This window comes from Erwinia rhapontici (genome assembly GCF_012271765.1).
In the GTDB taxonomy this organism is placed as follows: domain Bacteria; phylum Pseudomonadota; class Gammaproteobacteria; order Enterobacterales; family Enterobacteriaceae; genus Erwinia; species Erwinia rhapontici.
In genome coordinates, this window is the sequence record NZ_VRKO01000016.1 from 248,673 (window position 1) to 274,086 (window position 25,414).

At 59.6% G+C, this 25,414-nt stretch carries 16 protein-coding genes; 11 read left to right on the forward strand and 5 right to left on the reverse strand.

Going from position 1 to position 25,414, the window contains the following annotated elements; genetic code table 11:
• Nucleotides 1-43: 43 nt before the first annotated feature.
• Genes FVB43_RS18065 through FVB43_RS18085 form a run of 5 tightly spaced genes read left to right on the forward strand, consistent with a single transcriptional unit; the run spans nt 44 to nt 5,884 of the window.
• Nucleotides 44-1,348, forward strand: a complete 1,305-nt coding sequence (locus FVB43_RS18065) for a carbohydrate ABC transporter permease (RefSeq protein ID WP_167864749.1) — start codon at nt 44-46, stop codon at nt 1,346-1,348.
• Nucleotides 1,349-1,358: 10 nt separating this feature from the next.
• The gene (locus FVB43_RS18070; protein ID WP_133843057.1) at nt 1,359-2,210 is read left to right on the forward strand and encodes a sugar ABC transporter permease; all 852 of its coding nucleotides are present in this window, start codon (nt 1,359-1,361) and stop codon (nt 2,208-2,210) included.
• 36 nt (nt 2,211-2,246) lie between these two features.
• On the forward strand, nt 2,247-3,407 hold the full coding sequence (locus tag FVB43_RS18075) for a glycoside hydrolase family 53 protein (protein WP_374760125.1): 1,161 nt from the start codon (nt 2,247-2,249) through the stop codon (nt 3,405-3,407).
• Between the two features lie 47 nt (nt 3,408-3,454).
• Nucleotides 3,455-5,512, forward strand: a complete 2,058-nt coding sequence (locus FVB43_RS18080) for a beta-galactosidase (protein WP_167864440.1) — start codon at nt 3,455-3,457, stop codon at nt 5,510-5,512.
• Nucleotides 5,513-5,569: 57 nt separating this feature from the next.
• Nucleotides 5,570-5,884 (forward strand): PTS sugar transporter subunit IIB, encoded by a 315-nt coding sequence (locus FVB43_RS18085; RefSeq protein WP_133843063.1) that lies wholly within the window; start codon nt 5,570-5,572, stop codon nt 5,882-5,884.
• Nucleotides 5,885-5,965: 81 nt separating this feature from the next.
• Here the strand turns inward: FVB43_RS18085 and FVB43_RS18090 are convergent, their stop codons facing one another.
• Nucleotides 5,966-7,225: a maltoporin gene (locus FVB43_RS18090; protein ID WP_133843065.1), complete on the reverse strand. Its 1,260-nt coding sequence runs from the start codon at nt 7,223-7,225 to the stop codon at nt 5,966-5,968.
• A gap of 265 nt (nt 7,226-7,490) precedes the next feature.
• Here FVB43_RS18090 and FVB43_RS18095 point away from each other — a divergent pair, with 265 nt between their 5' ends.
• On the forward strand, nt 7,491-8,561 hold the full coding sequence (locus tag FVB43_RS18095; RefSeq protein ID WP_167864441.1) for a LacI family DNA-binding transcriptional regulator: 1,071 nt from the start codon (nt 7,491-7,493) through the stop codon (nt 8,559-8,561).
• A 53-nt stretch (nt 8,562-8,614) separates the two neighbouring features.
• On the opposite strand, the gene FVB43_RS18100 is transcribed toward FVB43_RS18095, so the two are convergent.
• Nucleotides 8,615-9,616, reverse strand: a complete 1,002-nt coding sequence (locus tag FVB43_RS18100; protein WP_167864442.1) for a substrate-binding domain-containing protein — start codon at nt 9,614-9,616, stop codon at nt 8,615-8,617.
• A 9-nt stretch (nt 9,617-9,625) separates the two neighbouring features.
• The gene (locus FVB43_RS18105; RefSeq protein WP_167864443.1) at nt 9,626-11,233 is read right to left on the reverse strand and encodes a methyl-accepting chemotaxis protein; all 1,608 of its coding nucleotides are present in this window, start codon (nt 11,231-11,233) and stop codon (nt 9,626-9,628) included.
• A gap of 384 nt (nt 11,234-11,617) precedes the next feature.
• Between FVB43_RS18105 and FVB43_RS18110 the strand changes: the two genes are divergently transcribed.
• Nucleotides 11,618-11,899 (forward strand): type II toxin-antitoxin system RelE/ParE family toxin, encoded by a 282-nt coding sequence (locus tag FVB43_RS18110; RefSeq protein WP_133843476.1) that lies wholly within the window; start codon nt 11,618-11,620, stop codon nt 11,897-11,899.
• A complete protein-coding gene (locus FVB43_RS18115) occupies nt 11,899-12,216 on the forward strand; it encodes a HigA family addiction module antitoxin (protein WP_133843073.1) in 318 nt (105 codons plus the stop codon). Before FVB43_RS18110 ends, FVB43_RS18115 begins: the two co-directional genes overlap by 1 nt.
• 71 nt (nt 12,217-12,287) lie before the next feature.
• Here the strand turns inward: FVB43_RS18115 and entS are convergent, their stop codons facing one another.
• Nucleotides 12,288-13,562, reverse strand: coding sequence for an enterobactin transporter EntS (gene entS, locus FVB43_RS18120; protein ID WP_167864444.1), 1,275 nt, complete (start codon nt 13,560-13,562; stop codon nt 12,288-12,290).
• A gap of 171 nt (nt 13,563-13,733) precedes the next feature.
• On the opposite strand from entS, the gene fepD reads away from it, so the two are divergent.
• From fepD to FVB43_RS18135, 3 genes are read left to right on the forward strand one after another with little or no spacing between them, the layout of a single operon-like run.
• Nucleotides 13,734-14,759 (forward strand): Fe(3+)-siderophore ABC transporter permease, encoded by a 1,026-nt coding sequence (gene fepD / locus FVB43_RS18125; protein ID WP_167864445.1) that lies wholly within the window; start codon nt 13,734-13,736, stop codon nt 14,757-14,759.
• 10 nt (nt 14,760-14,769) lie between these two features.
• Complete coding sequence (fepG, locus tag FVB43_RS18130) at nt 14,770-15,804, forward strand: iron-enterobactin ABC transporter permease (RefSeq protein ID WP_133843079.1); 1,035 nt, start codon at nt 14,770-14,772, stop codon at nt 15,802-15,804.
• 2 nt (nt 15,805-15,806) lie between these two features.
• Complete coding sequence (locus tag FVB43_RS18135) at nt 15,807-16,628, forward strand: ABC transporter ATP-binding protein (RefSeq protein ID WP_133843081.1); 822 nt, start codon at nt 15,807-15,809, stop codon at nt 16,626-16,628.
• A gap of 261 nt (nt 16,629-16,889) precedes the next feature.
• On the opposite strand, the gene FVB43_RS18140 is transcribed toward FVB43_RS18135, so the two are convergent.
• Nucleotides 16,890-25,412 (reverse strand): non-ribosomal peptide synthetase, encoded by an 8,523-nt coding sequence (locus FVB43_RS18140; protein WP_197931299.1) that lies wholly within the window; start codon nt 25,410-25,412, stop codon nt 16,890-16,892.
• Between the last annotated feature and the right edge of the window lie 2 nt (nt 25,413-25,414).

Genomic DNA, 25,414 nt, shown 5'->3' on the forward strand with positions numbered 1-25,414 from the left:
GCCCCTGCCGCTCGCGGTTTGAATAAATAAGGAAAAGGCTGTGATGATTTCCCCCAGTGAAAAACTGACGCTGCACAAGCGCTCACGCCAGCATGCTCTGGCAGGCGTGCTGCTGGCGCTGTTACCCGGTTTTGGCCAGTTTTACCACCGCCAGTGGGCAAAAGGGCTCTGCTATCTGATCCTGCTGACCAGCTTTTACGGTGTGTTTCATAACTTCCTCCAGCACGGGCTGTGGGGGCTGGCAACGCTGGGGGAAGAAGTCCCCCGCGATAACTCCATCTTTTTGCTGGCAGAAGGCATTATCAGCGTCCTGATTATCGCCTTTGGCCTGACGATATGGGGACTGTCGCTGCGCGATGCCTGGCTGAACGGCTGCCGCCGTGACGAAGGCAAACCGCTGCACGGGGTGCGTAAGCAGTATCAGCTGCTGCTGCGAGAGGGGTTCCCGTACCTGATGATCACGCCGGGGTTTTTCCTGCTGGTGTTTGTGGTGGTGTTCCCGATCCTGTTTGGGTTCGCCATCGCCTTTACCAACTATAACCTCTACCACACGCCGCCCGCGAAGCTGGTGGATTGGGTGGGGCTGAAAAACTTCGTCAATATCTTCACCCTGTCGATCTGGCGTTCGACCTTCTTCGACGTGCTGCAATGGACCGTGGTCTGGACGCTGCTGGCCACCACGCTGCAATGTTCAGTGGGTGTGATGCTGGCGATTCTGGTGAACCAGAAAGACCTGCGTTTTAAACCGCTGATCCGCACCATTTTTATCCTGCCGTGGGCGGTGCCGGGCTTCGTCACTATCCTGGTGTTTGCCGGCATGTTTAACGACAGTTTTGGCGTGATTAACAATGCGATCCTCGATTTCTTCGGCATTGCGCCGAAAGCATGGATGACCGATCCGTTCTGGACCAAAACCGCACTGATTATGATGCAGACCTGGCTGGGCTTCCCGTTTGTGTTCGCCATGACGACCGGCGTATTGCAGGCGATCCCTGACGATCTGTATGAAGCGGCGATGATGGACGGTGCCGGGCCCTGGACGCGTCTGAAAACCATCACTCTGCCGCTGGTGATGTACGCCATTGCGCCCATCATCATCACGCAGTACACCTTCAACTTTAACAACTTCAACATTATCTACCTGTTTAACAACGGCGGTCCGGCGGTGGCAGGGTCAAACGCAGGCGGCACCGATATTCTGGTGTCGTGGATCTACAAGCTGACCATGTCGTCATCGCAGTATGCGATTGCCGCAACCATTACGATTTTGCTGTCGATCTTTGTGGTCGGTCTGGCGCTGTGGCAGTTCCGCGCCACCAAATCGTTTAAACAAGATGAGATGGCGTAAGGGAACCGTTATGGCGAAGTCAGTCAGTATTAAACGTGAAAAATGGCTGCGTCTGTCGCTCACCTGGCTGGTGGTTCTGGTGGTCTCGACCATCATTATCTACCCGCTGGTGTGGACGGTCGGGGCGTCGCTGAATGCGGGCAACAGTCTGCTGAGTAGTTCGATTATTCCTGAGAACGCATCGTTACAGCACTACCGCGACCTGTTTAACGGCACGGTGCCGTACCTGACGTGGTACTGGAACTCGATGAAAATCAGTTTCTTTACCATGGTGCTGACCTTAATCAGCGTGAGCTGCACCGCGTATGCATTCTCGCGCTTTCGCTTTAAGGGGCGGCAGAACGGTCTGATGCTGTTTCTGCTGTTGCAGATGATCCCGCAGTTCTCGGCACTGATTGCCATCTTTGTGCTGTCGCAGCTGCTGGGATTGATCAACAGCCATCTGGCGCTGGTGCTGATCTACGTTGGTGGCATGATCCCGATGAACACCTATCTGATGAAGGGTTACCTGGACGCGATTCCAAAGGACCTGGATGAGTCAGCGCGCATGGACGGGGCAGGGAACTTCCGTATCTTTATCGAGATCATCATGCCGCTTTCGAAGCCGATTCTGGCGGTGGTGGCGCTGTTCTCCTTCACCGGCCCGCTGGGGGACTTCATTCTTTCCAGCACCATTCTGCGCAGCCCGGATCAGTTCACGCTGCCCATCGGGCTGTACAACCTGGTCTCGCAGAAAATGGGGGCCAGCTACACCACTTACGCCGCCGGGGCAGTGCTGATTGCCGTACCGGTCGCCGTGCTCTATCTGGCGCTGCAAAAATACTTCGTTTCCGGCCTGACCTCAGGAAGTACAAAGGGATAAACCATGACACCTAAAACGCTGTTACTCGCCCTGGCAATGGCCTGGGCGACGCCTCTCTTCGCCGCAAATCCGGACGTTATTCGTTCCATCGGCCCGGTGCCGGCCGATTTTGTCAAAGGGGCTGATATCTCCACGCTGCCGGAACTGGAAAAGCAGGGGGTGAAATTTTACAACGCCCATCACCAGCTACAGGACCCGATTGCCATCCTGAAAGCCAACGGCATCAATACTATTCGCCTGCGCCTGTGGGTTGACCCCTATGACAGCAACGGCAAAGCCTACGGGGGTGGCACCAACGACCTGCCCACTACCCTGGCGCTGGCGAAACGTGCCAAAGCCGCCGGGATGCAGATCCTGCTGGACCTCCACTACAGTGATTTCTGGACCGACCCGGGTAAGCAGTTCAAACCGAAAGCCTGGGAAAAACTGACTTTCCCGCAGCTGGAAACGCGCGTGCATGACTACACACGCGACACCCTTGCCCGCTTCAAAGCCGAGGGCGTGCTGCCGGATATCGTCCAGATTGGCAACGAGCTGAACGGCGGCATGCTGTGGCCGGAAGGGAAAAGCTGGGGGCAGAACGGTGGGGAGTTTGACCGTCTGGCGGGCCTGCTGAAAGCGGGCATCACGGGCGTGCGGGAAAACCTCAGCGATCCGGGCCAGGTCAAAATCATGCTGCACCTGGCTGAAGGCACCAAAAATGACATGTTCCGCTGGTGGTTCGATGAGATCACCCGCCGTCAGGTGCCGTTCGATGTGATTGGTCTGTCGATGTACACCTACTGGAACGGCCCGATTAGCGCCCTGAAAGCCAATATGGACGATATCAGCCAGCGCTATCAGAAAGACGTGATGGTGGTGGAAGCGGCCTATGCATACACGCTGAAAAACTGCGACAGCGCCGAAAACAGTTTCCAGGCGAAGGAAGAGAAAGATGGCGGCTACCCGGCCACCGTTGAGGGGCAGGCGGCCTATCTGCACGACCTGATGCAGGCGGTGCTGGCGGTGCCGAATCACCGCGGTAAGGGCGTGGTCTACTGGGAACCGACGTGGATTGCCGTGCCGGGTAACACCTGGGCGACGCCGGAAGGCATGAAGTATATCCACGACGAGTGGAAGCAGGGCAACGCCCGTGAAAACCAGGCGCTGTTTGACTGCCAGGGCAACGTGCTGCCGTCAATTCAGGTATTTCATTAATTTACAGGCCTGAGGGCCGGTGTCACTGACACCTCAGAGGAACCGCAATGACTAGATTTCCACCGCTCTTTGCCGGGGTCAACACGCTGCTGCACGGCGCGGATTACAACCCGGAACAGTGGCAACATACCCCGGGCATCATTGATGATGACGTCGCGATGATGCAGCAGGCGAACTGCAATGTGATGTCGGTTGGCATCTTCAGCTGGGCGAAACTGGAGCCGGAAGAGGGGCGCTATGACTTCGGCTGGCTGGATGACGTGATTGAAAAACTGCATCAGCGGTCGATTCGGGTGTTTCTGGCCACGCCCAGCGGCGCGCGCCCGGCGTGGATGTCGCAAAAGTACCCGGAAGTGTTGCGCACCGGGCGCGATCGCGTGCCTGCGCTGCACGGCGGGCGGCATAATCACTGCATGACTTCGCCGCTGTACCGGCAAAAAGTTCGGGCGATCAACAGCCAACTGGCGGCGCGCTATGCGCACCATCCGGCGGTGATCGGCTGGCATATTTCCAACGAATACGGCGGCGAGTGCCACTGCGGGCAGTGCCAGCAGGCCTTTCGCGGCTGGTTGCAGCGCCGCTACGGCACCCTGGAGCAGCTTAACCACGCCTGGTGGAGTGATTTCTGGAGCCATACCTACAGCGACTGGTCGCAGGTGGTTTCCCCTGCACCGCAGGGGGAAATGTCGATTCACGGGCTGAATCTCGACTGGCGGCGCTTTATGACCGATCAGGTCACCGACTTCTGTATCGAAGAGATCAAACCGCTGAAAGCGGCCAACCCGGACCTGCCTGCCACCACCAACTTTATGGAGTATTTCTACGACTACGATTACTGGAAGCTGTCGCAGCCGCTCGATTTTATCTCCTGGGACAGTTACCCGACCTGGCATAACGAGCAGGATGAAACCACGCTGGCCTGTTATACCGCCATGTATCACGACCTGATGCGCACCCTGAAACAGGGGCAGCCGTTTGTGCTGATGGAGTCGACGCCGGGGGCGACCAACTGGCAGCCCACCAGCAAGCTGAAAAAACCGGGGATGCACATTCTCTCTTCATTGCAGGCCGTGGCCCACGGGGCGGATGCGGTGCAGTATTTCCAGTGGCGTAAAAGCCGCGGCTCGGTGGAGAAGTTCCACGGTGCGGTGATTGACCACGTCGGGCATCTGGATACCCGTATTGGCCGCGAAGTCAGCGAACTGGGTCGGATGCTGGCAGCAATGGCCCCGGTGCAGGGTAGCCGCGTTGACGCGAAAGTGGCGATCGTTTTCGACTGGGAAAGCCGCTGGGCGATGGACAATGCCCAGGGGCCGCGCAATACCGGCCTGCACTATGAGCGCACGGTGGCCGAACACTACCGCACGTTCTGGGAGCAGGGCGTGGCAGTAGACGTGATCAATGCCGATGTTGACCTCAGCGGGTATGCGCTGGTGATCGCCCCGATGCTGTATATGGTGCGCGACGGCTTTGCCGCCCGCGTGGAGCAACATCTGCGCCAGGGCGGGCAGTTTGTCGCCAGCTACTGGACGGGCGTGGTCAATGAAAGCGACCTCTGCCATCTGGGCGGTTTCCCGGGGCCGCTGCGGCCGCTGCTGGGGATCTGGGCGGAAGAGATCGACAGCCTGACGGACGACGAAACCAACGGCGTATGTGCTGTCGAAGGCAACATGCTGGGCCTTCGCGGCAGCTATCAGGCCCGTGAGCTGTGCGAACATATTCATCTGGAAGGGGCAACCGCGCTGGCCGTTTACCAAAGCGATTTTTATGCCGGCCAACCCGCGGTCACCGTTAACGCCGTGGGCGCCGGGCAGGCCTGGTATATCGCCTCACGTAATGACCAGGCTTTCCATCGGGATTTCTACGGTGCACTGATTGCCAGGCTGGCGCTGCCACGTGCGCTGGCGGTGGACCTGCCTCCGGGGGTGACCGCGCATCGCCGCACCGACGGCGAGTCCAGCTTTATCTTCCTGCAAAACTTCACGGCGCAGGCGCAGACGGTCACGCTGCCTGCGGGTATCAGCGATCTGATTGACGGTGTGCCGCTCTCCGGCGAGCAGATCATGCCGCCGTGGGGCTGCCGCGTGCTGCGCGCGCCGCTGTAAACAGCTGTTCACCAGCGGGCGCAAGCCCGCTTTTTTTATGTCTGAAAGGAGAGGTATATGGTCAGTCTGAAATCGTTTAAGCATTACTTCAGCCGGCAGGAAACCCCGGAGGAAGCCGACGCAGCGGAGTGTGCGCTGCTGGATCAGTTAATGGGCTGCTTTGGCGGGCGCGAGAATATCGTGCAGGTGGATGCCTGCCTCACGCGACTGCGCGTCACGGTGAAATCGGTGGCGGCAGTGAATGCCAGCGGATTACAGCAGGCAGGGGCAACGGGAGTGGTGATTCTGGGCCATGAAGTGCATGCTATTTTTGGCACGCGCTCTGACCGTCTGCGCCAGCTGATGGAAGCACACTATTTCCGTCAGCCATAAAAAAAATGGATAACCGGTAACGGTTATCCAAATTAACGATCCAGTGCTTATCCAATGATGATGAAGGCGTTGATCAGGGCATTACCACCAGGCTTCAACCTGCACACCAAAGTTCCAGGTGTTGCTGGCCGTGCCGTCCTGGAAGCTGTTCCCCTGCTCGGAGTCATTCAGGTAAGAAGTGAAGATGCGCAGTTCCGGGCGTGACATAAATTCCGGACCCGCGGCCAGGCCCAGCGCGAGGGTATATTTCTGCCCGGCCTGTTTGTAGTCGCTGCCGTCTTTGTTCTGATCTTTCTGCATAAACGTCCCGGCTTCACCGATACCGCGCACATAGTCGGTAAACTGGTACTGGGCGCGCCCGACCAGGGAGAGCAGGGTACTTTTATCGGTGAACGCGGTGACGTTATCGGCGGAACCCCAGGTCACGACCTGATTCAGCGACAGGCGGTCAGTGATCGGCAGCAGGCCGGTGTTGATCACGCGATAGCCTTTGGCATCACGGGTATCGTTCCACATGTCATACCAGCCGCCGCCCTGCGAGATCATATTCTGCGCCAGCCCTTTGTTGGCATACTGCAGCACCAGTTTCTGATAGCCGCCCCACATATCCTGGCTGATTTCCCCGGTGACCATCACGCCGTTATCTGCGTCATACAGTTCGCCGTACTCTTTCTGTTTGTTGGTCGGGTTCGGCATGGCGTAGTCCACACCGAACTCTGTCCATGCGCCGTTCCACGGCTTCCAGCCAGCGTAACGGACATCGAGGTAGTTGATATTCACGTCGTTATCGCCGTCGGCACGGTAGTCAACATCGTTGGCATCACCGCGTATCCAGGCGACGGAGACGGCGCCTGGGCCAAAGGTGTAGTTTTCAATACCGGCACCGGAGCCGGAGATATTCCAGTATTTGGTATCAATGATATGCAGGTCATGGCGCTGGTAGTAGCGTTTACCGCCCCAGATGACGGCGTTTTTATCCCCGGGGATCAGGCCTTTGATTTGCAGGTTGAGCTGACGCAGCCCGAACTGGGCGTCGTCGCCGAAGGTGGTTTCATTATCGTTGGAGCCGTCGGAAAACATGCTGACCATTGAGTCGACATAGAAACTGACGTCATCCTTTTTGTACACTTCGCTGCCCAGTTCGATTTCACCGTAGGTATCGGCTTCGTTACCCAGACGACCAATCTTATTTTTTTGCCACTCCTCCATGCCTCCATCGCGCGAAACCCCCACACCGCCGCGCAGATAGCCGTGGAAATCAATGTTGTCGATGGCTGCGAATGCAGGAGAAGTCAGTGCTGCGGCAAGTGCCACAGCGGTCGCTGTCAGTCTTGTGTTCATGTCACCCTCTGTTTATATTTGTCATACGTTCACACGATGGCGACAGTAAACGCCTCACGATGAGCGTGAAGCAATTGGAGTAACGAAATTGTGTGATTTAGTGCAAGTATTTACCCGTTATTTGTAACGATTGGTGAAGTTGATCACCGAATTATGTATGTGAACGTCTGACTTTACTGTGGGTTTTTGACAGTGTGACCGACTTAACCTGAACGTCATTTGCACTGTGATACAATCCGGCCATCTGTAAACAGGGAAGCGAACCATGAAATCAAAGAGTGCCACCTTGGAAGATGTCGCCCGTCGCGCTGGGGTGTCTTATCAAACGGTTTCCAGGGTGCTGAATAAGTCTGCGAACGTTTCGGAAGGTACGCGCAGCAAGGTAACAAAGGCGATAGAGGAGCTGCGCTATGTGCCTAACCGCCTTGCGCAACAGCTGGTGGGAAAACAGAGCACCACGCTCGGTCTGGTGACCACGTCTCTGGCTCTCCATGCCCCTTCTCAGGTGGCGGCGGCGATTAAGCGCTACGCCAACGCGGCGGAGTATCAGGTGCTGATCGCCATGATCGGTGAGAACGTCAATCAAAGTTTGCAGGAGTCGATCAACGAGCTGAAATCGCAGCTGGTCGACAAAGTGATTATTAACGTTCCGCTGGATACCGCCTGTGCCGAGCGAATCGTCGAAGAGAACCAGGACATTATTTGCCTGTTCCTGGACGTCGACCCTTATTGTTCGGTGTTTAACGTTTCGTTTAACCCGGCGGATGGCACCCGGGCCAGCGTCAAATACCTCTACGAGCAGGGGCACCGTGAGTTTGCGCTGCTGGCGGGTCCAGCGCACTCCGTTTCGGCGCGGCTGCGGCTCAGGAGCTGGCTCGAGACACTGGAGAGCTACCGGCTGGCCCCGGTGAGCGTCATTCACGGTAACTGGGATGCGCAGAGCGGCTACAGCGGCATCTTACAGCTGCTGCGTGAAACCCCGCACTTCAGTGCGCTGCTGGTGGGGAACGATCAGATGGCTTTGGGCGTGCTGAGTGCCTTGCATCAGCAGGGCGTAACCGTGCCGGGGCAGGTGTCCGTGGTGGGGTATGATGACACGTATGAGAGCGCGTTTTTCCATCCGTCGCTGACCACGGTGTCGCTGGACCTGGACTTACAGGGAAAAGAGGCGGTGCAGCGTATTTTGCAGGCCAGCGATGATGACCACAGCCGCTCATCCTCCATTCTGCCCGCACGTCTGGTGGTGCGCAGCTCAACGTCAGCGGCCGGTCAGCAGCAGCAGGATTTAAAACAGATAGCCGAACAGCTGCGCCTGATTGCCAGCCGTCTGGGATGACGGCTGAACGGTGATGGCTTCCGGTTGACCGACGTCCGCCGGAAGCTGTCGCGTTATTTCGCCCCAAAGCAGGCGTTCAGCCCGGCCTGGGTATCCTTGCTTGCCAGGCCGGGCATCGGTTTATCCGCGATAAGTGTGACACCGGTATCCACATACCCGGACACTTTCTTACCGTGCCGGGCGTAAGCCACCGCCGCATCAACGCCCATCGCTGCCATGGTTAAGGGATATTGCTGCGCTGTGGCAGCAATCTTCCCTGAACGCACGTTGTTCACTCCGGCACAGCCCCCATCGACCGAGACGATCATCGCCTGTTTACCGGCTTCCTGTAAGGCCTTGTACGCGCCGGCAGCGGCCGGTTCGTTGATGGTATACACCAGGTTGATATCAGGATGGCTTTTCAGGCAGCTGGCCATTACCTCATAGCCTTCCTTCTCGGCGCCTTGAGAAAAACCGGCACAGACGGTTTCAGCGGTGACCGACAGCTCACTGGAGTCGGCACCTGCTGCCGCTAATCCCAGCCCGCTCATAAAACCATTATGACGTCTTGCCCCGACTAAATGTCCGGGCGATAAATCCAGCATGGCAATCTTCAGTGGCTGTCCGGAAAATTTTAACGGCATGGCGGCTTTGGCATATTCGCCAATCAGCTGCCCGGCTTTATAGTTGTCAGTACCAAACAGCGCATCCACCGCCGTCATCGGATCGGTCGGGGAGTCCAGTGCGATGACCTGCACCCCTTTGGCACGCACTTCATCCAGTGCGGGCACAATGGCTTTGGCATCGCTCGGGGTGATCAGCAGAGTGGTCGCCCCTGCGGCCACCATCTCCTGGATGGCCTGAATTTGCGCCGGATAATCGCCGTCTTCTTTGCCTGCCGCCGTCAGGAGTTTCACCCCATGCACGGTAGCGCCCAGCATGGCACCTTCTTTCATTTTCAGGAAAAAGGGGTTGGTATCTGTTTTAGTGATCAGGCCAATAGTGATGCTGTCGTTACTGGCATACGCCGCTGAACTGACCATCGCGGCGAGAGCAAAAGCACAGGTTATTTTCATCTCAGATCCTTAGCGCATCGCTGCTGTTGTATCGTTGAGACGGCCTGCACGTGAAATATCAAACGCAGAGATCCCTTCCAGCAATAAATAAGCCTGCTGCTTAAGGCTGGCGGCAGCGGCGGCACTCTCTTCCACCAGGGCGGCATTTTGCTGCGTGGCTTCGTCCATATTGACCACGGCTTTATTCACCTGATCGATACCCGTGTGCTGTTCGCTGGAGGCGAGGGTGATTTCGGCCATCAGGCTGTTAACGCCCTTAACCGCATTGACCACTTCCTGCATGGTACTACCCGCCTCATCGACAAGCTTAGAACCGGTATTGATCCGCTCGACAGACTCATCGATCAGGTTTTTGATTTCCCTCGCGGCGGTGGCACTGCGCTGGGCGAGGATGCGAACCTCACCGGCCACAACGGCAAATCCACGGCCCTGCTCACCGGCGCGGGCGGCTTCCACGGCCGCATTAAGCGCCAGGATGTTGGTCTGGAAAGCAATCCCTTCAATGACGGTAATAATCTGGGTGACCTTGCCGGAACTGCTGGCAATGTCGTGCATGGTGCTGACCACACGTTCGACCACATTGCCGCCACGCTGTGCCACCTGAGAGGCACTGGTCGCCATCAGATTTCCCTGGTGGGCATTATCGGCGTTGTGCTTCACGGTGGCGGTTAACTGCTCCATGCTGGCAGAGGTCTGCTCCAGTGAAGAGGCCTGCGCTTCGGTGCGGCGGCTTAAGTCTTCATTGCCCAGGGTAATTTCACCTGACGCGGAAACTATGCTCTCAGCCGAGTTTGCCACCTGGCTGATCAGGTTATGCAATTTCTCCTGCATCTCACCCAGGGCAGCCAGCACGCTACCGGCCGGGGCAGTGACCGCGCCGTTAACCTGGCTCAGGTCGCCCTGAGCAATGCGCTGAACGACCTGACCTAAAATGGCCGGTTCTTCGCCTAAGGCACGGAACAGGGAGCGGATGATCATTGCACCGAGAATCACTGCCAGACTCAGCGCCAGCAGGCTGATCGCGATGAAAATAATCCGCGTTTGCTGATAGGCGCTCTCTGCGGTACTCAGACTCTCCGCCGCGCGCTCGGTGCTGTATTTAAGGTACTGATTCGCCGTGGTCAATAAGGTGGTGAGCTGAGGGCGTAATTCACGGTTCATACGGTCAATCGCTTCCGCCTTTTTCTCCGCCAGGGCTAACTCAACAATGTGGTGAGCAATGGGGCGATACCCCTCTTCCGCCTGTGCGATGGCGGAAACAAACTGTCGATCCTGGTCGGTTACGTCAGTGTGCTGCTTGATGGCTGCCTGTAACTGAGTCAGCGCTGCGGCGGTTTTCTCTTCTGCTGCGGCCACCTGTTTTTTACCGGCTTCAATGTCGGCGGCCTCACTGACCAGCACCAGACCGTACAGACTCAGTGAACTGTCCTTCACACCGCTGAGAATAAGATTGACGGAGGACTCACGTGCCGCCACCTGCTGCACATGGGTTTTGAATCGGTCATTCGCATTGCTGAGGGCGTTCATCGCGAGAAGAACGACGGCAAGCACAATCACCACTAACACGCCGAACCCGAGGAGGAGCTGAGTTCGTACGGTGGTATTTTTGAATTGCATAAATGGACACCCCTAAAATGGCAACTTGAAGGTCAGCCAGCGGCCGTGAAAACCGGCATGGCGCAGAATATATATTGTAATTGAATCGATTCAGCTACCCGGTTTGATGACACAGCAAAAAAGTGAGAGTGAAATGTCATTCAGACTGCGGATAGAATTTTGAAAATGCTGATCGGATTAACGGCGTGCAGGGGGGAAACTTGACGGTTCGACGCAGGCAAGACGCGGCTTTTTTGAAAAGTGTGATGAGAATCGCCTTATTGGTCAGTCGGCGATGGCCGGGTTTACTCGCGATACAATTCAGAGGATCGTGCCGGGAAAGCTGTTTCCTTCCGGGAAACAACTGTTATACTGTTTCCCGGAAGGAAACAAGGAGTGTTAGCCGTGATCAAAAGCTGGAAGCATAAGGGATTGCAAAAACTGTTCGAAACAGGAAATCCCAGTGGTGTGCAGGCCAAAGATGCCGAACGGATCAGAACGCGTCTGCTGGTTCTTGACGAAGCCCTGTCGGTAGAAGAATTCAGAAACTACCCTGGCTTCAGGTTCCATCCGCTGAAAGGCGACAGGCAGTATCTTTACGCCATTACTGTTCGTGCCAACTGGCGTATCACTTTCGAGTTCAGAGACGGTGATGCTTACATACTTAATCTGGAGGACTACCACTAATGGCTATGATGACCCCCCCGCATCCCGGCAGCCTGATTACCGAGTATCTTGAGGACTATAACGTCAGCCTGCGGACGCTGGCCGGAAACCTCGGGGTATCCCCCTCGGCGTTGAGCAAAGCGGCGGCAGGAAAAACCGCTATTACCCCTGAAATGGCGGTACGACTGGAAGCCGGGCTGGGCATTGCGGCCCGTCTCTGGCTGGCGATGCAGGCAACGTACGATATTAGCCGGGTCCGCGAAACGATTGATATCACGCAGGTCGTGCCCGCCTGCTATGACGAAACCGATGGTCAGCCAGTGAAGACCTGTGGATGATGACCTGAACCTGGCCTCATTACGCTCTTCACCGGCATCAGCACTCTTCATGCTAGTCGCATGATGCCCGGTTACGGATTGGTCACCGGGTCCTGCTCATCAGTCGGGCCTGCCTCCTCCGGCGGTGACATTGTCGCCCGGCGCAAGGTGCCGACCAGGCTTGCCAGCACCAGCGCTACGCCTGCGGCCACCGCGCCAAATGACAGTACGCTCACCACTGGCGTAAACAGCTTACCTAACACGCCTAATCCCAGAGCACCGACAGAATCCCCGGTTACATCCTGCGCGGTGCCCAGACTGTTCACGCGACCGAGCAAAGCGTCAGGGGTATGGTGTTGAATCAGCATATATTGCAGCAGCGAAGCGATCGCGTTGCAGTAGCCATACACCACCAGTGCCAGCAGGGCCGGGATAAAGTGGCTGTAAAGCCCCAGTGAGGCAATGGCCAGAAACGCGCAGGTGGCGCTGATCAGGACCAGCACACCTGGACGGGCATAACCCGGTACCCAGCCGCTGGTAAAGGCGCCAATCATGGCCCCCAGCGGCACGGCGGAATACATCAGACCAATCGCCGAAGCGTCAGCGTGATAGCTGATAGCCAGCGCCGGGAACAGAATACGCACCGCGCCGACGATGCTCACCAGCATGCCCAGCAGCACCACGGAACCCACCACCTTCTGCTGGCAGACAAACTGAACGCCGCTGGCCAGGGCGCGCAGCGGATGCTCCGGCTCCTGCACTTCCGGCTTCATCGACGGCAGACGCACCAGCGGGATTAACGTTGCCAGCGTACCGACAGCCGCCACGGCAAAGGCCCAGCCCACGCCGCCCGCCACAATAATCACCCCGCCAATGGCCGGGGAGAGGATAGCCCCGAGACGTACGGTCACCATACTCAGCGCACCGGCCGCGCCGAGGTTCTCACGCCCGACCAGCAGCGGGATCACCGCCATTAATGCCGTCATCCCCAACGCCCCGAAGAAACCGTCCCAGGCGGCCAGCAAATATAGTGCCCACAAAGAGGGTTCCGGCAGAAACGCATTCAGACTGAGGGCCGCGAAGCCGATGCCGCAGGTACCACGGGCAAACAGAATCAGCTTACGACGATCGAGGCGGTCTGCGAGGATGCCACCCAGCATCAATCCGATAAACATACCGATGCCATCCAGCATCACGGCCACACCCACCTGAAGCGTGGAGCCTGTCATGGCCTGGATCTGAATCGGTACGCCGACTGCCAGCATACCGAGTGAGAACACGGACAGCATGCGGGCACAAAAGATGGCGCGGAAATGGGCGTTATTTTTCAGCAGGCTGAAATCAAGCAGAATGGAGGGCTTTGCCATGAGTATCCATGTAGTTAATAGGGCTCAATGCCTGGCGGCCGGAATGCTGTCCGGTGCGGCGCGTAAGGATGCCGATGTTTTTCTGGCGGGGCGCATGGTAACATATTTGGTTAGTAACGTTAATGATAATAATACTCATATTCATTTGCATATGAAGAGGATCTCTCAGGGATGTCATTGCAGCAAGCTTCCCCCCCATCTGCTCCGTTGTCGCAAGGCCTTTCGCGCAGCGCGGGTGTCATCATCTGTCTGATATTACTGACGGCGGTCAGCCTGGCGAGTCTGATGCTTGGGGCCAAACCCATCGCGCCTGCCCTGGTGTGGCAGAGTCTGTCCGGCCAGATCACTAACGCCGATAGCATCATTATTCTCAATGCCCGTCTGCCGCGTACGCTGGCCGGGATCCTCGTAGGCCTGGCGCTGGGCGGCGCAGGGGCGGTGATCCAGGCACTGACGCGTAATCCGCTGGCAGACCCCGGCATTCTCGGCGTCAATGCCGGGGCCAGCTTCGCGATGGCGATTGGCATTACCCTGTTTGGCGTCAGCGGCATGGCAGGCTGGCTTGGCTTTGCCTGGGGCGGCGCGCTGATTGCCAGCATGGCGGTCTGGGCGATTGGCACACTGAGCGGTGGCCGGGTCAATCCGGTACGGTTGACGCTGGCCGGGGTGGCACTGAGTGCGGTATTGGGCGGGCTGACTTCGTCGCTGTCGCTGCTTAATCCGCAGACCTTTGACCAGCTGCGCTTCTGGCAGGCGGGAACGCTGGATATCCGTTCCTCAGCGAACCTGATGCTGGTGGCCCCGGCGATAGTCGTCGGCGCGGTGCTGGCACTCGCGGCATCGCGTTCACTGAACAGTCTCAGTATGGGTGAAGACATTGCCGCCGCGCTCGGCACCCGGGTGCTGCTGGTGCGCCTGCTGGCGCTGCTGTCGGTGATGCTGCTGTGTGGATCGGCCACGGCGCTGGTGGGGCCCATTGGTTTTGTTGGCCTGATGGTGCCCCATGTTGCGCGCTGGTGGGTGGGGGCCGACCAGCGCTGGATCCTGATTTATTCGTTTCTCATGGCCCCGGTGCTGTTGCTGACCGCCGATATTGCCGGGCGTTTTATGGCACAGGGTGAGCTGCGGGTGTCGATTGTCACCGCATTGATCGGTGCGCCAGTCTTAATCTGGTTAGTCCGTAGCCGCAAACATTAAGGATGACAGGATGCACAGTAAAACCTTACTGATCGGCCGTGCTGACGGCTGGCTCAATCTGCGCCTGGCGTCCCGGGTGCTGTGGGCGAACCTGACGCTGATCGTTCTCGCTGCACTGCTGGCGCTGTTTGCGCTGTGCTACGGCACGCTGAGCATCAGCCCGGGGCAGGTGTGGCAGGCGTTGCAGGGGGAAGGGCCTCGCGGATTTATGACCGTTATCGCACAGTGGCGTGCACCGCGTGCGGTGATGGCGCTGGTGCTGGGGGCGGGCCTTGGCGTCAGCGGGGCGATCTTCCAGTCGGCGATCCGCAACCCGCTCGGCAGCCCGGATGTGGTGGGTTTTAATACCGGGGCGTTTACCGGGGCGCTGGTGATGATTATCGGCTTTGGCGGCAGCTACTATCAGATTGCCGCCGGAGCGCTGGTGGGCGGTATTGGTTCGGCGGCGCTGGTTTATCTGCTGGCGTGGCGCCAGGGGATTGTGGGTTTCCGCCTGATTATTGTCGGGATTGGCGTGGGCGCGGTGTTGTCGGCGCTCAATACCTGGCTGATTGTCAGCGCCTCGCTGGAGAGTGCCATGAGTGCTGCGCTGTGGGGGGCGGGATCGCTTAACGGCATCACCTGGGCGAAAGGGCAGCCTGCGCTGCTGCTGGTGCCACTGACCATTATGGTGTCGCTGGCGCTCAGCCGCCGTTTGCAACTGATGGAAATGGGCGACGACAGTGCGCGGGCGCTGGGGGTGAATGCTGAGTCCAGCCGTCTGTGGCTGATGCTGTGCGGCATTATTCTCACGGCAATTGCCACCGCCAGCGCCGGGCCGATTGCCTTTATTGCGCTGGCCGCGCCGCAGATTGCCCGCCGCCTGACCGGTGCCAGCGCGGTGCCGCTTTTTTCCGCCGCCACCACCGGGGCGCTGTTGTTGCTGACGGCCGATGTGATCGCTCAGCATGCGTTTAACGGGGTACAACTGCCGGTGGGGGCTGTTACCGTCAGCATCGGTGGTGTTTATCTCATCTGGTTACTTATCAGGGAGTCACGACGTTGATCATGGATACTTCTTTATCCCCCCGTCTTCAGGCCGCTGGCGTGACGCTGGCCTACGATCAAAAAGTGATCGCCAGTGAGCTTAGCGTGCAGATCCCCGACCGCCAGTTTACGGTGATTATTGGCCCTAACGCCTGCGGCAAGTCAACGCTGTTACGCGCCCTGTGCCGCCTGCTGAAACCGCGTAGCGGGCAGGTGCTGCTTGATGGTCATGATATTCATCAGATGGGCACCAAAGCGCTTGCCCGCCAGCTGGGTCTGTTGCCACAGCATGCGATTGTCCCGGAGGGGATCAGCGTGGCCGATCTGGTGGCACGTGGACGCTATCCACATCAGAGCTTACTGAAGCAGTGGAGTGAAGCCGACCGTGAGGCGGTGGCGGCGGCAATGCAGGCCACCAACATCAGTGAACTGGCCGCGCGCAGCGTGGATGAACTGTCCGGCGGCCAGCGTCAGCGCGTGTGGGTGGCGATGGTGCTGGCGCAGCAGACGCCGCTGCTGTTACTGGATGAACCGACCACCTGGCTGGATATCGCCCACCAGATTGAGCTGCTGGATCTGTTCCGTCAGTTAAATCAGGAGCACGGGCATACGCTGGTGGCGGTGCTGCATGATCTGAATCAGGCCTGTCGTTACGCCGACCACTTAATCGTGATGAAGGAAGGGCAGATTATCGCCCAGGGTAAACCCGCTGAGATTGTGGATGCACAGCTGGTGCGGCAGGTGTTTGGCATGAGTAGCGTGGTGATTGACGATCCGGTATCACATACACCGATGATCGTGCCGTGCGGGCGTTATCATCAGCCTTTACAGGGATCGTTGTAGGGGTGAGGCACGCCTCGTCCGGTGCGGAATAACAAGGGTCGGGCATGCCCGACCCCTACGGGTATTGCTGCAGGGGCGAGGCACGCCTCGTCCGGTGCGGAATAACAAGGGTCGGGCATGCCCGACCCCTACGAGTATTGTTGTTGGGGCGAGGCACGCCTCGTCCGGTGCGGAATAACAAGGGTCGCGCATGCCCGACCCCTACGGGTATTGCTGTAGGGGCGAGGCACGCCTCGCCCGCTGCGGGGCGGTCCCCCTTCTTTACGCCAGGTCCTGGCACGCCTCCATCAGCCCAGCCAGCAATGGCCCCAGCGTCACCAGCGTTTCCGGTGACAGGATATCCATATGCTCGCAGGCCAGTTCGTGGATCTGCACTTGCTGAAGATAAGGCGCCCAGCTGTCTTTCACATCCATTCCCTCAGGCAGGGTATTTTTCGCCACAAACAGCGTGGCCTGCCCTTCAAAGCGTGGTGTCCTGGCGGTACTCAGGCGCTCAACCGCATCGGCATAGTTTGCGACGATAGTGCTGAACATTTCCGCCTTCTCTGCCAGTAACAGCGCATCGTCATCAGTGGAGGCCATAAACTCGGCCTCCTCGCGCGCCACTTCGGCACGCGCATCCTCTTCCGACGGGCTGGTCCAGTCCTGGCCTTCCGGCGGATAGGTATCCAGCAGCCCGAGGAAGTTCACCTGTTCTCCCTGCTGTTGCAAACGTGCCGCAATACCGTGGGCGAGGGTGCCGCCCAGCGAGTAGCCCAGTAAGTGATACGGACCGTGCGGCTGAATGCTGCGCAGCGTCGCCAGATGGCGTTCGCACATTTCATCCACACTTGCGCAGCGGGCAATCACGCCGTTCGGGCGTGGCGATTGCAGGCCAACAATCGGGAAATTGCCCCCGAGATGACGCATCATGCCGGAGTACTGCCAGGCAAAGCCGGAAGCCGGGTGAATACAGAACAGCACCGGTCCTGTACCGCTGCGGAACGGCAGGCTTTCGCCGTTGGCACGGTTGTCCGCGTTCACGCCACGCGCGCTGTCATCCAGCAGGCGTGCCATGTTTTCGACGCTACGTGCGGCCATGATCTGCCCGATAGAGAGCGGTTGTGGCAGGCGACGGCGCAGCTCGGCGGCCAGGCGCATCGCCAGCAGCGAGTGCCCCCCCAGCGCGAAGAAGTCATCATCGGCATAGACCGTGTCACGCGCCAGCAGGCTGGAGAACAAGGTCACCAGCAGTTGCTCATGCAGGCCCTGTGCGGGACGACCTTCAGACTGCGGCGTCTGCGGCAACGGCAGGGACTTACGGTCCAGCTTGCCGTTAGCGCTGAGCGGGAAGTGGTCCGTCAGCACATAGCTGACGGGCAGCATATGCGCCGGTAAGCGCTGTGCCACTTGCTGATGCACAACGGCGGTATCCAGTGTGACACCGGGCTGTGCGATCAGCCACGCCACCAGCTGACGCGCATCGGCACCCACGGATGCCACACTGCCCAGTTCACGGGCGGCCACAACGGTCTGTGCCACGCCATCAACGGTTAACAATGCCTGTTCAATTTCGCCCAGCTCAATACGCTGCCCACGAATTTTCAGCTGATCGTCACTGCGTCCCAGATACTCAACGGCCCCGTTCTCCAGCCAGCGGGCAATGTCCCCGGTACGGTACATCCGTTCACCGTCGGCAAACGGGTCGGCGACGAAGCGTTGCGACGTCAGGTCGGCGCGATACAGATAGCCGTCTGCCAGCTGCACGCCGCACAGGTAGAGATCGCCCGCCACGCCGAGCGGCACCGGGCGCAGCAGCCCGTCGAGGATGCGCAGTTCCGTGTTCCACACCGGGTAACCAATCGGCACGCCTGCGCCGCTGCATTGTCGCAAGCTTTCGCCGCTGGCCGGATGGTATGTGACATCAACGGCGGCTTCGGTTGGGCCATAGAGGTTGTGCAGCGGTGCCGCGATCAGCGCCTCATAGCTGGCGGCCAGATCGCAGGAGAGGGCTTCACCGCTACAGAACACGCGTTGCAGGCTGTGGCACCCTTTGTCGCTGCCATCACGGCTTTCCAGCGCGGTGACCCACGCGGCGAGCATCGAAGGCACAAAGTGCATTGTCGTCACGGAATAATCTTCAATCAGCTGTACCAGCGCATCCGGATCGCGATGGGCTTCCGGCGGAGCCATCAGTAACTGAGCACCGACCATCAGCGGCCAGAAGAACTCCCACACGGAGACGTCGAAGCTGCACGGTGTTTTCTGCAACACCACGTCATTCGCCTCCATCGGGTATTCATCCTGCATCCACCACAGGCGGTTAACAATCGCCTGCTGACCGACCACCACGCCTTTCGGGCGCCCGGTCGATCCGGAGGTATACAGCACATACGCCGGACGCTGTGGATCGGCGGCAGGCAACGGATGCGTCGGCTGACGCTGTTCGTCTTCCAGCCGATCAAAGGCCAGAATCGGCCCCATCACTGCAAAGCGTGCGGCTAAGGTGCTTTCACTGATAATCAGGCGTGGACGGGAGTCCTCCACCATCAGCGCAAGACGGTCGTCCGGATAACCGGTATCCAGCGGCAGCCAGGCGGCACCGGCCTGTAGAATGGCGGTCAGTGCCAGGCTCAGGCGTACCGAACGCGGCAGGGCAACGGCAACGATATCACCCGGTTGTACCCCGGCCTCAATCAGACGGTCGGCCAGCAGACGTGCCTGCTGCTGCATCTGGCGATAGGTCAGACGATGCTCGCTGTCCAGCAGGGCCAGCGCGTCTGGCGTGCGGTTAACCTGCTGTTCAATGGCCCCTTGCAGCGTGCCTGCGGCCACCGGGTAAGCGGTGTTATTGATGCTGGCAATCAGCGCCTGTTCGTCAGGGGTTTGCAGCTGCCAGCGTGCCAGCGGCAGGTCGGGCTGCGCCACCAACTGGGCAATCAGCATCAGCAGGCGCTCAGCAAAGCGTTGCGGATGTGGCACCGCATCGCGGTACTCCATCAGCAGATGCAGACGCTCACCCGGCAGCACCAGCAGGGTAAGCGGATAGTGGGTGTAACCCCGGTTGCTGATATGGTCGCAGCGCAGGCCATTGTGGCCCTGCAACAGGTCGGCGTTGTCCGGGTAGTTTTCCACCACCAGCAGGGTGTCAAACAGCGTACCGCTGCCGGCCAGCTGTTGGATCTCACCCAGGCCGAGATCGTCATGTTCGATCAGCTGGATCTGCTGAGCCTGGTGATCGGCCAACTGATCGAGTAGCGGACGCTGGCTGTCGAAACGCACGCGCACAGGCAGGGTGTTACTGAACAGGCCAACGTGCTGCTCCTGGCCGTCAATCTGGCCGAAGCGACCGGAAACCGGTGAACCAAACACCACGTCCTGGTGGCCGCTTTCAATCGCCAGCTGCATTCCCCAGATGCCCTGCATCACGCTGTTCAGCGTCAGGCCCCGGCTGCGGCACAGTGCCAGCAGGCCGCGTTCCAGATCGGGTTCCAGTACCAGGTCCAGGTCGTGCACCGGACCGTTATGGGTATCGTCACCAAACAGCAGCGTGGGACGCAAATCCTGCAACACCTGTTGCCACAGCTGGCGGGAGGCGTTGGCATCACGCGAGGTTAACTGACGCACGATATCCGCGTAGCTGAAGCGGTGCGGCGTCAGGGCCTGCGGGCCGTGGTACAGCGCGGTAAACAGATCGCCTAAGATCACCGGCGTTGACCAGCCATCCACCACCAGGTGATGGGCATTCAGCATCAGTGTAAAGCGCTCGCTGTCAGCATGCTGCACCAGCAGTGCATGCAGCATCACCGGCTGGCTGAACAGATCCCGTGCCAGCTCGCGTTTCTCCAGCGCCAGTAACGCCTCGGTTTCTTCAGCGGCTGACAGGGCAGGGAGTACGTGGCGATCCAGCGTCCAGAGCGACTGTTCCTGCGGGAGAGCCGGGATCAGTTGTAACGGCTGTAGCGCCTGTTCACTGTCAAAGCGGGCCGCCAGCTGCGGATGGTGACGGACCACCGCATCCAGTGCGGCACGCAGGCGATTCTCATCCAGCGCACCGCTAAAGCTCAGGCGCGTCAGTGAGTTATAGCTGCCGCTGCTGTCGGCGGTGGCGGCATGGAACAGCAACCCTTTTTGCAGCGGTAGCAGCGGCAGAACAGCGGCCAGCGGGCCATGACGCTCACCCAGCTGAACGACATCCTGCTGGCTGACTCCGTCAATGGCGACCTCGGCGGCCACTAAGGTATCCGCCGCTTCCTGTGGATGACGATGGGCGAAATCGCTCAGCGCATCGCAGGCACCGGCCAGCGCCAGGTGCAGGGCATCAATATCCTGCTCGCTGAATACCCCATTCAGCCAGCCCCAGTTAACCGCCAGCTGCGGCAGCGCGCCGGTTTCATCCACGAAGATATTAATTTCCAGGCTGTGCAGCTGCGGCATGTCAGGTGACTGATGTACCGCAAAGGCATCGCGGAAATGTTTACGCGTCCGCTGTGGCGTCCACAGGCCCTCTGCGGCACTGAAACGCCCGAGGTAGTTAAACAGCACTTCCGGCGCATGCTGCTGTGCCAGCGGCTGTAACTGGGTGGAACGCACCGCATCGAGATAGCGCAGCTGGCCGTAGCCAACGCCACGATCCGGCACGGCACGCAGCACACTTTTGACCGCGCGCAGGGCATCGCGCAGGCTGCCGCTATCGCCTTCATCCAGCGTGACCAGCAACGGGTACTCTGCGGTCAGCCAGCCAACGGTGCGGGCCAAATCATGGTCACCCGCCAGTTCGGCGCGGCCATGCGATTCCAGGGTGTAGCGCAGCTGGCTGACCTTAAAGCGGTCGATCAGCGCCAGTGACAGTGCGCACAGCAGCGTCTCTTCCACGCTGGCACGATACTGCTGCGGCAGCGTGCTCAGCAGCGCCTGGGTCTGCGCCCCGTCGAGCAGCGTACGCTTCTCTTTCAGTTCGCTGTGGGTATCCTGCGGATGCAGCGCCCGCTGGCCGAGCAGCGGCACCGGATGCTGCAACATGCTCTGCCAGAAAGGCAGCTCAGCGGCACGACGGGAGACGTTGCTTAACAGCGCAGCGGACCAGTCATGCAGTGATGTCTCTTCCGGCGGCAGGGTCAGCGGGGTGCCGCTGATGGCGGCCTCCGCTGCCTGACGCAGTTCATCCAGCAGTACACGCCAGGACACACCGTCCACCACCAGGTGATGGATCACCAGCACCAGGCCAAAGGCCCGCTCGTTCTGCTGGAGCAGCGTGGCCTGCATCATCACGCCGTTCTCCGGGTCGAGGCGGGTGACGGCGGCGTCGAAGGCATCTTCTGCGCAGGCTTCCGGGGCATCATGCAGCGGCTGGGCGGTGACCCAGCGGGTAAATCCGGCAGGACGAGGTTCACCCACCACCAGCTGCCCGTCACGGGTAAAGGCGGCCAGCGCCGGGTGTGCGCGGCTCAGCGTGGTCAGTGCCTGCTCAAGGTGAGCACGCTGCAATGCCTCAGGGACCTGCAGGAACACGCCGTGCGCAAAGCGCTGATTAATGCCGCCATGTTCGTTAAACCATTGCAGGATGGGTAAGCCGCTGATGGCACCGTGCTGCGCCACGTTATTGACGGCGGTGCGGGTGGTCAGCAGGGGCATATTTTGTGCCATACGTGCCGGGGTACGCTGGGCGAAGATATCGCGCGGACGCAGCAGATAACCCGCACGGCGGGCGGCCGTGCCCAGCCCCATCGCGGAAATACTGTCCCCGCCCAGCGCGAAGAAATCATCGTCAGCGCCGACGCGTTCCATTCCCAGCAGGTCAGCAACGGCCTGGCAGATCAGGGTTTCCTGTGCGCCCTGCGGCTCGCGTCCGGGTTTAAATGCCACCTGCTGCGGCTCAGGCAGGGCCTGGCGGTCAATTTTGCCGTTCACGTTCAGCGGCAGTTCATCCATCACCACCAGGATTGCGGGCACCATGTAGTCGGGCAGGGTGACTGCCAGTTTCGCCAGCAGTTTTGCGGATAACTGATCGTCGGCACGCAGGGCATCGTCATACACCGAGCAGTAGCCAATCAGGCGGTTGGTGGCACCGATAGGCTGAGCAATCACCACGGCGGTGCTGACCTCATCCAGCGCCACCAGCGCATTTTCCACTTCGCCCAGCTCAATACGGAAACCACGCACCTTGATCTGGTGGTCAACGCGGCCGATAAAGGCCAGCTGACCATCGCTGCGCCAGCGCATCAGATCGCCGCTGCGGTACATCACTTCCCCCTCCAGGAACGGGTTAGCGACAAAACGCGCGGCGGTCAGATCCGGGCGACGCAGGTAGCCACGGGCAATCCCGGTACCGGAAATGTACAGCTCGCCCACACAGCCGACCGGAACCGGACGCAGTTTGCTGTCCAGCAGCCACACCTGGGTGTTACCGACCGGGCGGCCAATCACCGGCTGGTCAGAGACCATCACGCTGGCACCCAGGGTATCGATGGTGTACTCAGACGGGCCGTAATAGTTATGGATCTCCAGCTCCGGGTGCTGCTGCATCAGCTTCCACAGCGTTGGCGTCGCCGCCTCACCGCCGATCATCACAAACGCCGGACGATGGCTTTCCGGCTCAAACAGTCCGGCATCAATCATCTGTGAGAAGAAGGACGGGGTGATATCCAGCAGGTCAACCGGCACCTGTTTCATCTTCTGCAACAGCGCCCAGGCATCGCGGCGCAGTTCTTCGTCGAAGATATTCAGCTCGCAGCCCATCATCATGCAGAACAGCGGTTCCCATGAGGAGTCGAAAGAGAAGGAGGCGGTGTGTCCGGTGCGCATACGGCGCGGCTGGCTGCGATGGAAGCGCTCAATCGCCGGGCCGAACAGGTTAGCCTGATGGGAAAGAAACAGGTTGAGCAGTCCGGCGTGAGTACTCATCACGCCTTTCGGGCGCCCGGTGGAACCGGAGGTGTAGATCATATACGCCAGGTGTTCACCACGCTGGGCAACACGGCGCTCGCTGTCGCTCACCGGGGTGGCAACGTGCGCATCACAGACGGCCCGTACGGCAGCATCATCAATACAGAGATACTCACCGTCCGGCATCTGGGCCACGGTGCTGCTGTGCGTCAGCAGCAGCTGCGGTTGCGCGTCATCGCACATCAGCGCCAGACGCTCACGCGGGTAGTCGAGGTCCAGCGGCATATAGGCGGCACCGCTGGCCAGCACACCGAAGATCGCCACCAGCGAATCAACGGAGCGCGGGATACCAATAGCCACCACGTCTTCGGCACCCAGGCCGCGCGCAATCAGCTCGCGAGCCAGCTGCATGGCACGGGCAGAAAGCTGGCCGTAGGTCAGGCTGATATCGCCGCAGGCCACGGCGACCGCATCCGGCTGCGCGTCCACCTGGCGCTGTAACATTGCCAGAATCGACACCACACCTTCCGGCGGCGTGACGCTGATCCCCTGAGACCAGCGGGCAATTTGCTGCTGTTCATCGTCGGCAATCAGCGCCAGGCGGGAGAGCGCTTGCTGTGGCTGCTGCGCCAGCTGGTTTGCCAGGAACGCAATGCGTTCACCGTGCCAGGCCAGCGTTTGCGCATCATATTTCTCGGCGTTGGCGACCAGCGTGACCTGCAACTGGCCGCGCTGGAAGCCGATTTCAAACTCCAGATCGTCGACCGGGCCCATCGCCAGGGTGTGGCTGATGGCATCAATGCCGTCAAAGGACAGACTGTCGTGATAGACCTTCAGGTTGATCACCGGGCCATACAGCGACTGGCTGCTGCCGACCAGACCAAGGTCACGGCGCAGTTGTTCTGCCTCGTAACGTTGATGGCGGCGAACCTGTTTAATCTCGCTCTGTAAGGCGCGGCTGATATCGGCCAGCGTCATGCTGTCTTCAATATCCAGCAGCAGCGGCAGAACGTTGACGACCGGGCCGGTGGCGGCCAGCGCGGCGGAACCCATGCGGCGCATAAACGGGAAACCAATGCTCAGGCGGGATTCACCGCTGATGCGTGCCAGATAGGCGACCAGCAGGGCGCTGGCAATTTCTGCCGGGGCGTTCTCCTGCAAACCGGGCTGAAGGGTCAGCGCCGCCAGCAGCGCCGGGGGCAGGGTCACCTGTTGTTTTAACGGTGCGCCGTGGGCGCTGGCGGGGAAGGTTTCGCTGGAGAGTGAAATTGCCGTCGGGAAGTGCTCTGCGTGCTGTTGCCAGAACAGGGCGGCACGTTCACAGGCGGGTGAATGCTGCCAGGCCTGATACTCAGCGACCACTTCGCCAAAGGAGATAAACGGCGATGCCGCCGGTGTTTCACCCGCACGCAACGCCTGATAGATCGCTGCCACGCGGCGTGTCAGGGCCTCAAAGCTGAAGCCGTCGAGCATCAGATGGTGGTAGCGCTGATACCAGAACCAGCGATCGTCACTCACGCGGATCATCAGCTGGCGGTACAGCGGGCGGGCACCGTCTGCGGGCAGATCGGCGGCCAGATCGGCCTGCATCAGGTCGTGCGCGGCCTGCACGGCATCGCTGCGTGGGCTGAAATCAACCCATTCAACAGGCTGTACCTGTTCTGGGGTACGCGTATGAGGGAGTCGCTGCACGGCGCTGCCGTCATCAGAGAGGCCAAAGGTGGCCTGCACGGTATCGGCTTCGGACATCGCCTGGCGGATCGCTCTATCCAGCATCGGGCGGTCAATATCGCCATGCAGTTCACTGTAGTGGGCAACGGCAAAGGTGTTTCTTGCGCTGGCGATCTGATCGGCGATCCAGATCCCCGGCTGCGCCGCAACCAGCGGATATTCGGTAAATTCGGCCTGTATTTCAGGCATGA

Excerpts from the sequence above, each read along its gene's own strand:
- FVB43_RS18065 (WP_167864749.1), top strand. The coding sequence starts at position 44 with ATGATTTCCCCCAGTGAAAAACTGACGCTGCACAAGCGCTCACGCCAG.
- FVB43_RS18070 (WP_133843057.1), top strand. The coding sequence starts at position 1,359 with ATGGCGAAGTCAGTCAGTATTAAACGTGAAAAATGGCTGCGTCTGTCG.
- FVB43_RS18075 (WP_374760125.1), top strand. The coding sequence starts at position 2,247 with ATGGCCTGGGCGACGCCTCTCTTCGCCGCAAATCCGGACGTTATTCGT.
- FVB43_RS18080 (WP_167864440.1), top strand. The coding sequence starts at position 3,455 with ATGACTAGATTTCCACCGCTCTTTGCCGGGGTCAACACGCTGCTGCAC.
- FVB43_RS18085 (WP_133843063.1), top strand. The coding sequence starts at position 5,570 with ATGGTCAGTCTGAAATCGTTTAAGCATTACTTCAGCCGGCAGGAAACC.
- FVB43_RS18090 (WP_133843065.1), bottom strand. The coding sequence starts at position 7,225 with ATGAACACAAGACTGACAGCGACCGCTGTGGCACTTGCCGCAGCACTG.
- FVB43_RS18095 (WP_167864441.1), top strand. The coding sequence starts at position 7,491 with ATGAAATCAAAGAGTGCCACCTTGGAAGATGTCGCCCGTCGCGCTGGG.
- FVB43_RS18100 (WP_167864442.1), bottom strand. The coding sequence starts at position 9,616 with ATGAAAATAACCTGTGCTTTTGCTCTCGCCGCGATGGTCAGTTCAGCG.
- FVB43_RS18105 (WP_167864443.1), bottom strand. The coding sequence starts at position 11,233 with ATGCAATTCAAAAATACCACCGTACGAACTCAGCTCCTCCTCGGGTTC.
- FVB43_RS18115 (WP_133843073.1), top strand. The coding sequence starts at position 11,899 with ATGGCTATGATGACCCCCCCGCATCCCGGCAGCCTGATTACCGAGTAT.
- entS (WP_167864444.1), bottom strand. The coding sequence starts at position 13,562 with ATGGCAAAGCCCTCCATTCTGCTTGATTTCAGCCTGCTGAAAAATAAC.
- fepD (WP_167864445.1), top strand. The coding sequence starts at position 13,734 with ATGTCATTGCAGCAAGCTTCCCCCCCATCTGCTCCGTTGTCGCAAGGC.
- fepG (WP_133843079.1), top strand. The coding sequence starts at position 14,770 with ATGCACAGTAAAACCTTACTGATCGGCCGTGCTGACGGCTGGCTCAAT.
- FVB43_RS18135 (WP_133843081.1), top strand. The coding sequence starts at position 15,807 with ATGGATACTTCTTTATCCCCCCGTCTTCAGGCCGCTGGCGTGACGCTG.
- FVB43_RS18140 (WP_197931299.1), bottom strand. The coding sequence starts at position 25,412 with ATGCCTGAAATACAGGCCGAATTTACCGAATATCCGCTGGTTGCGGCG.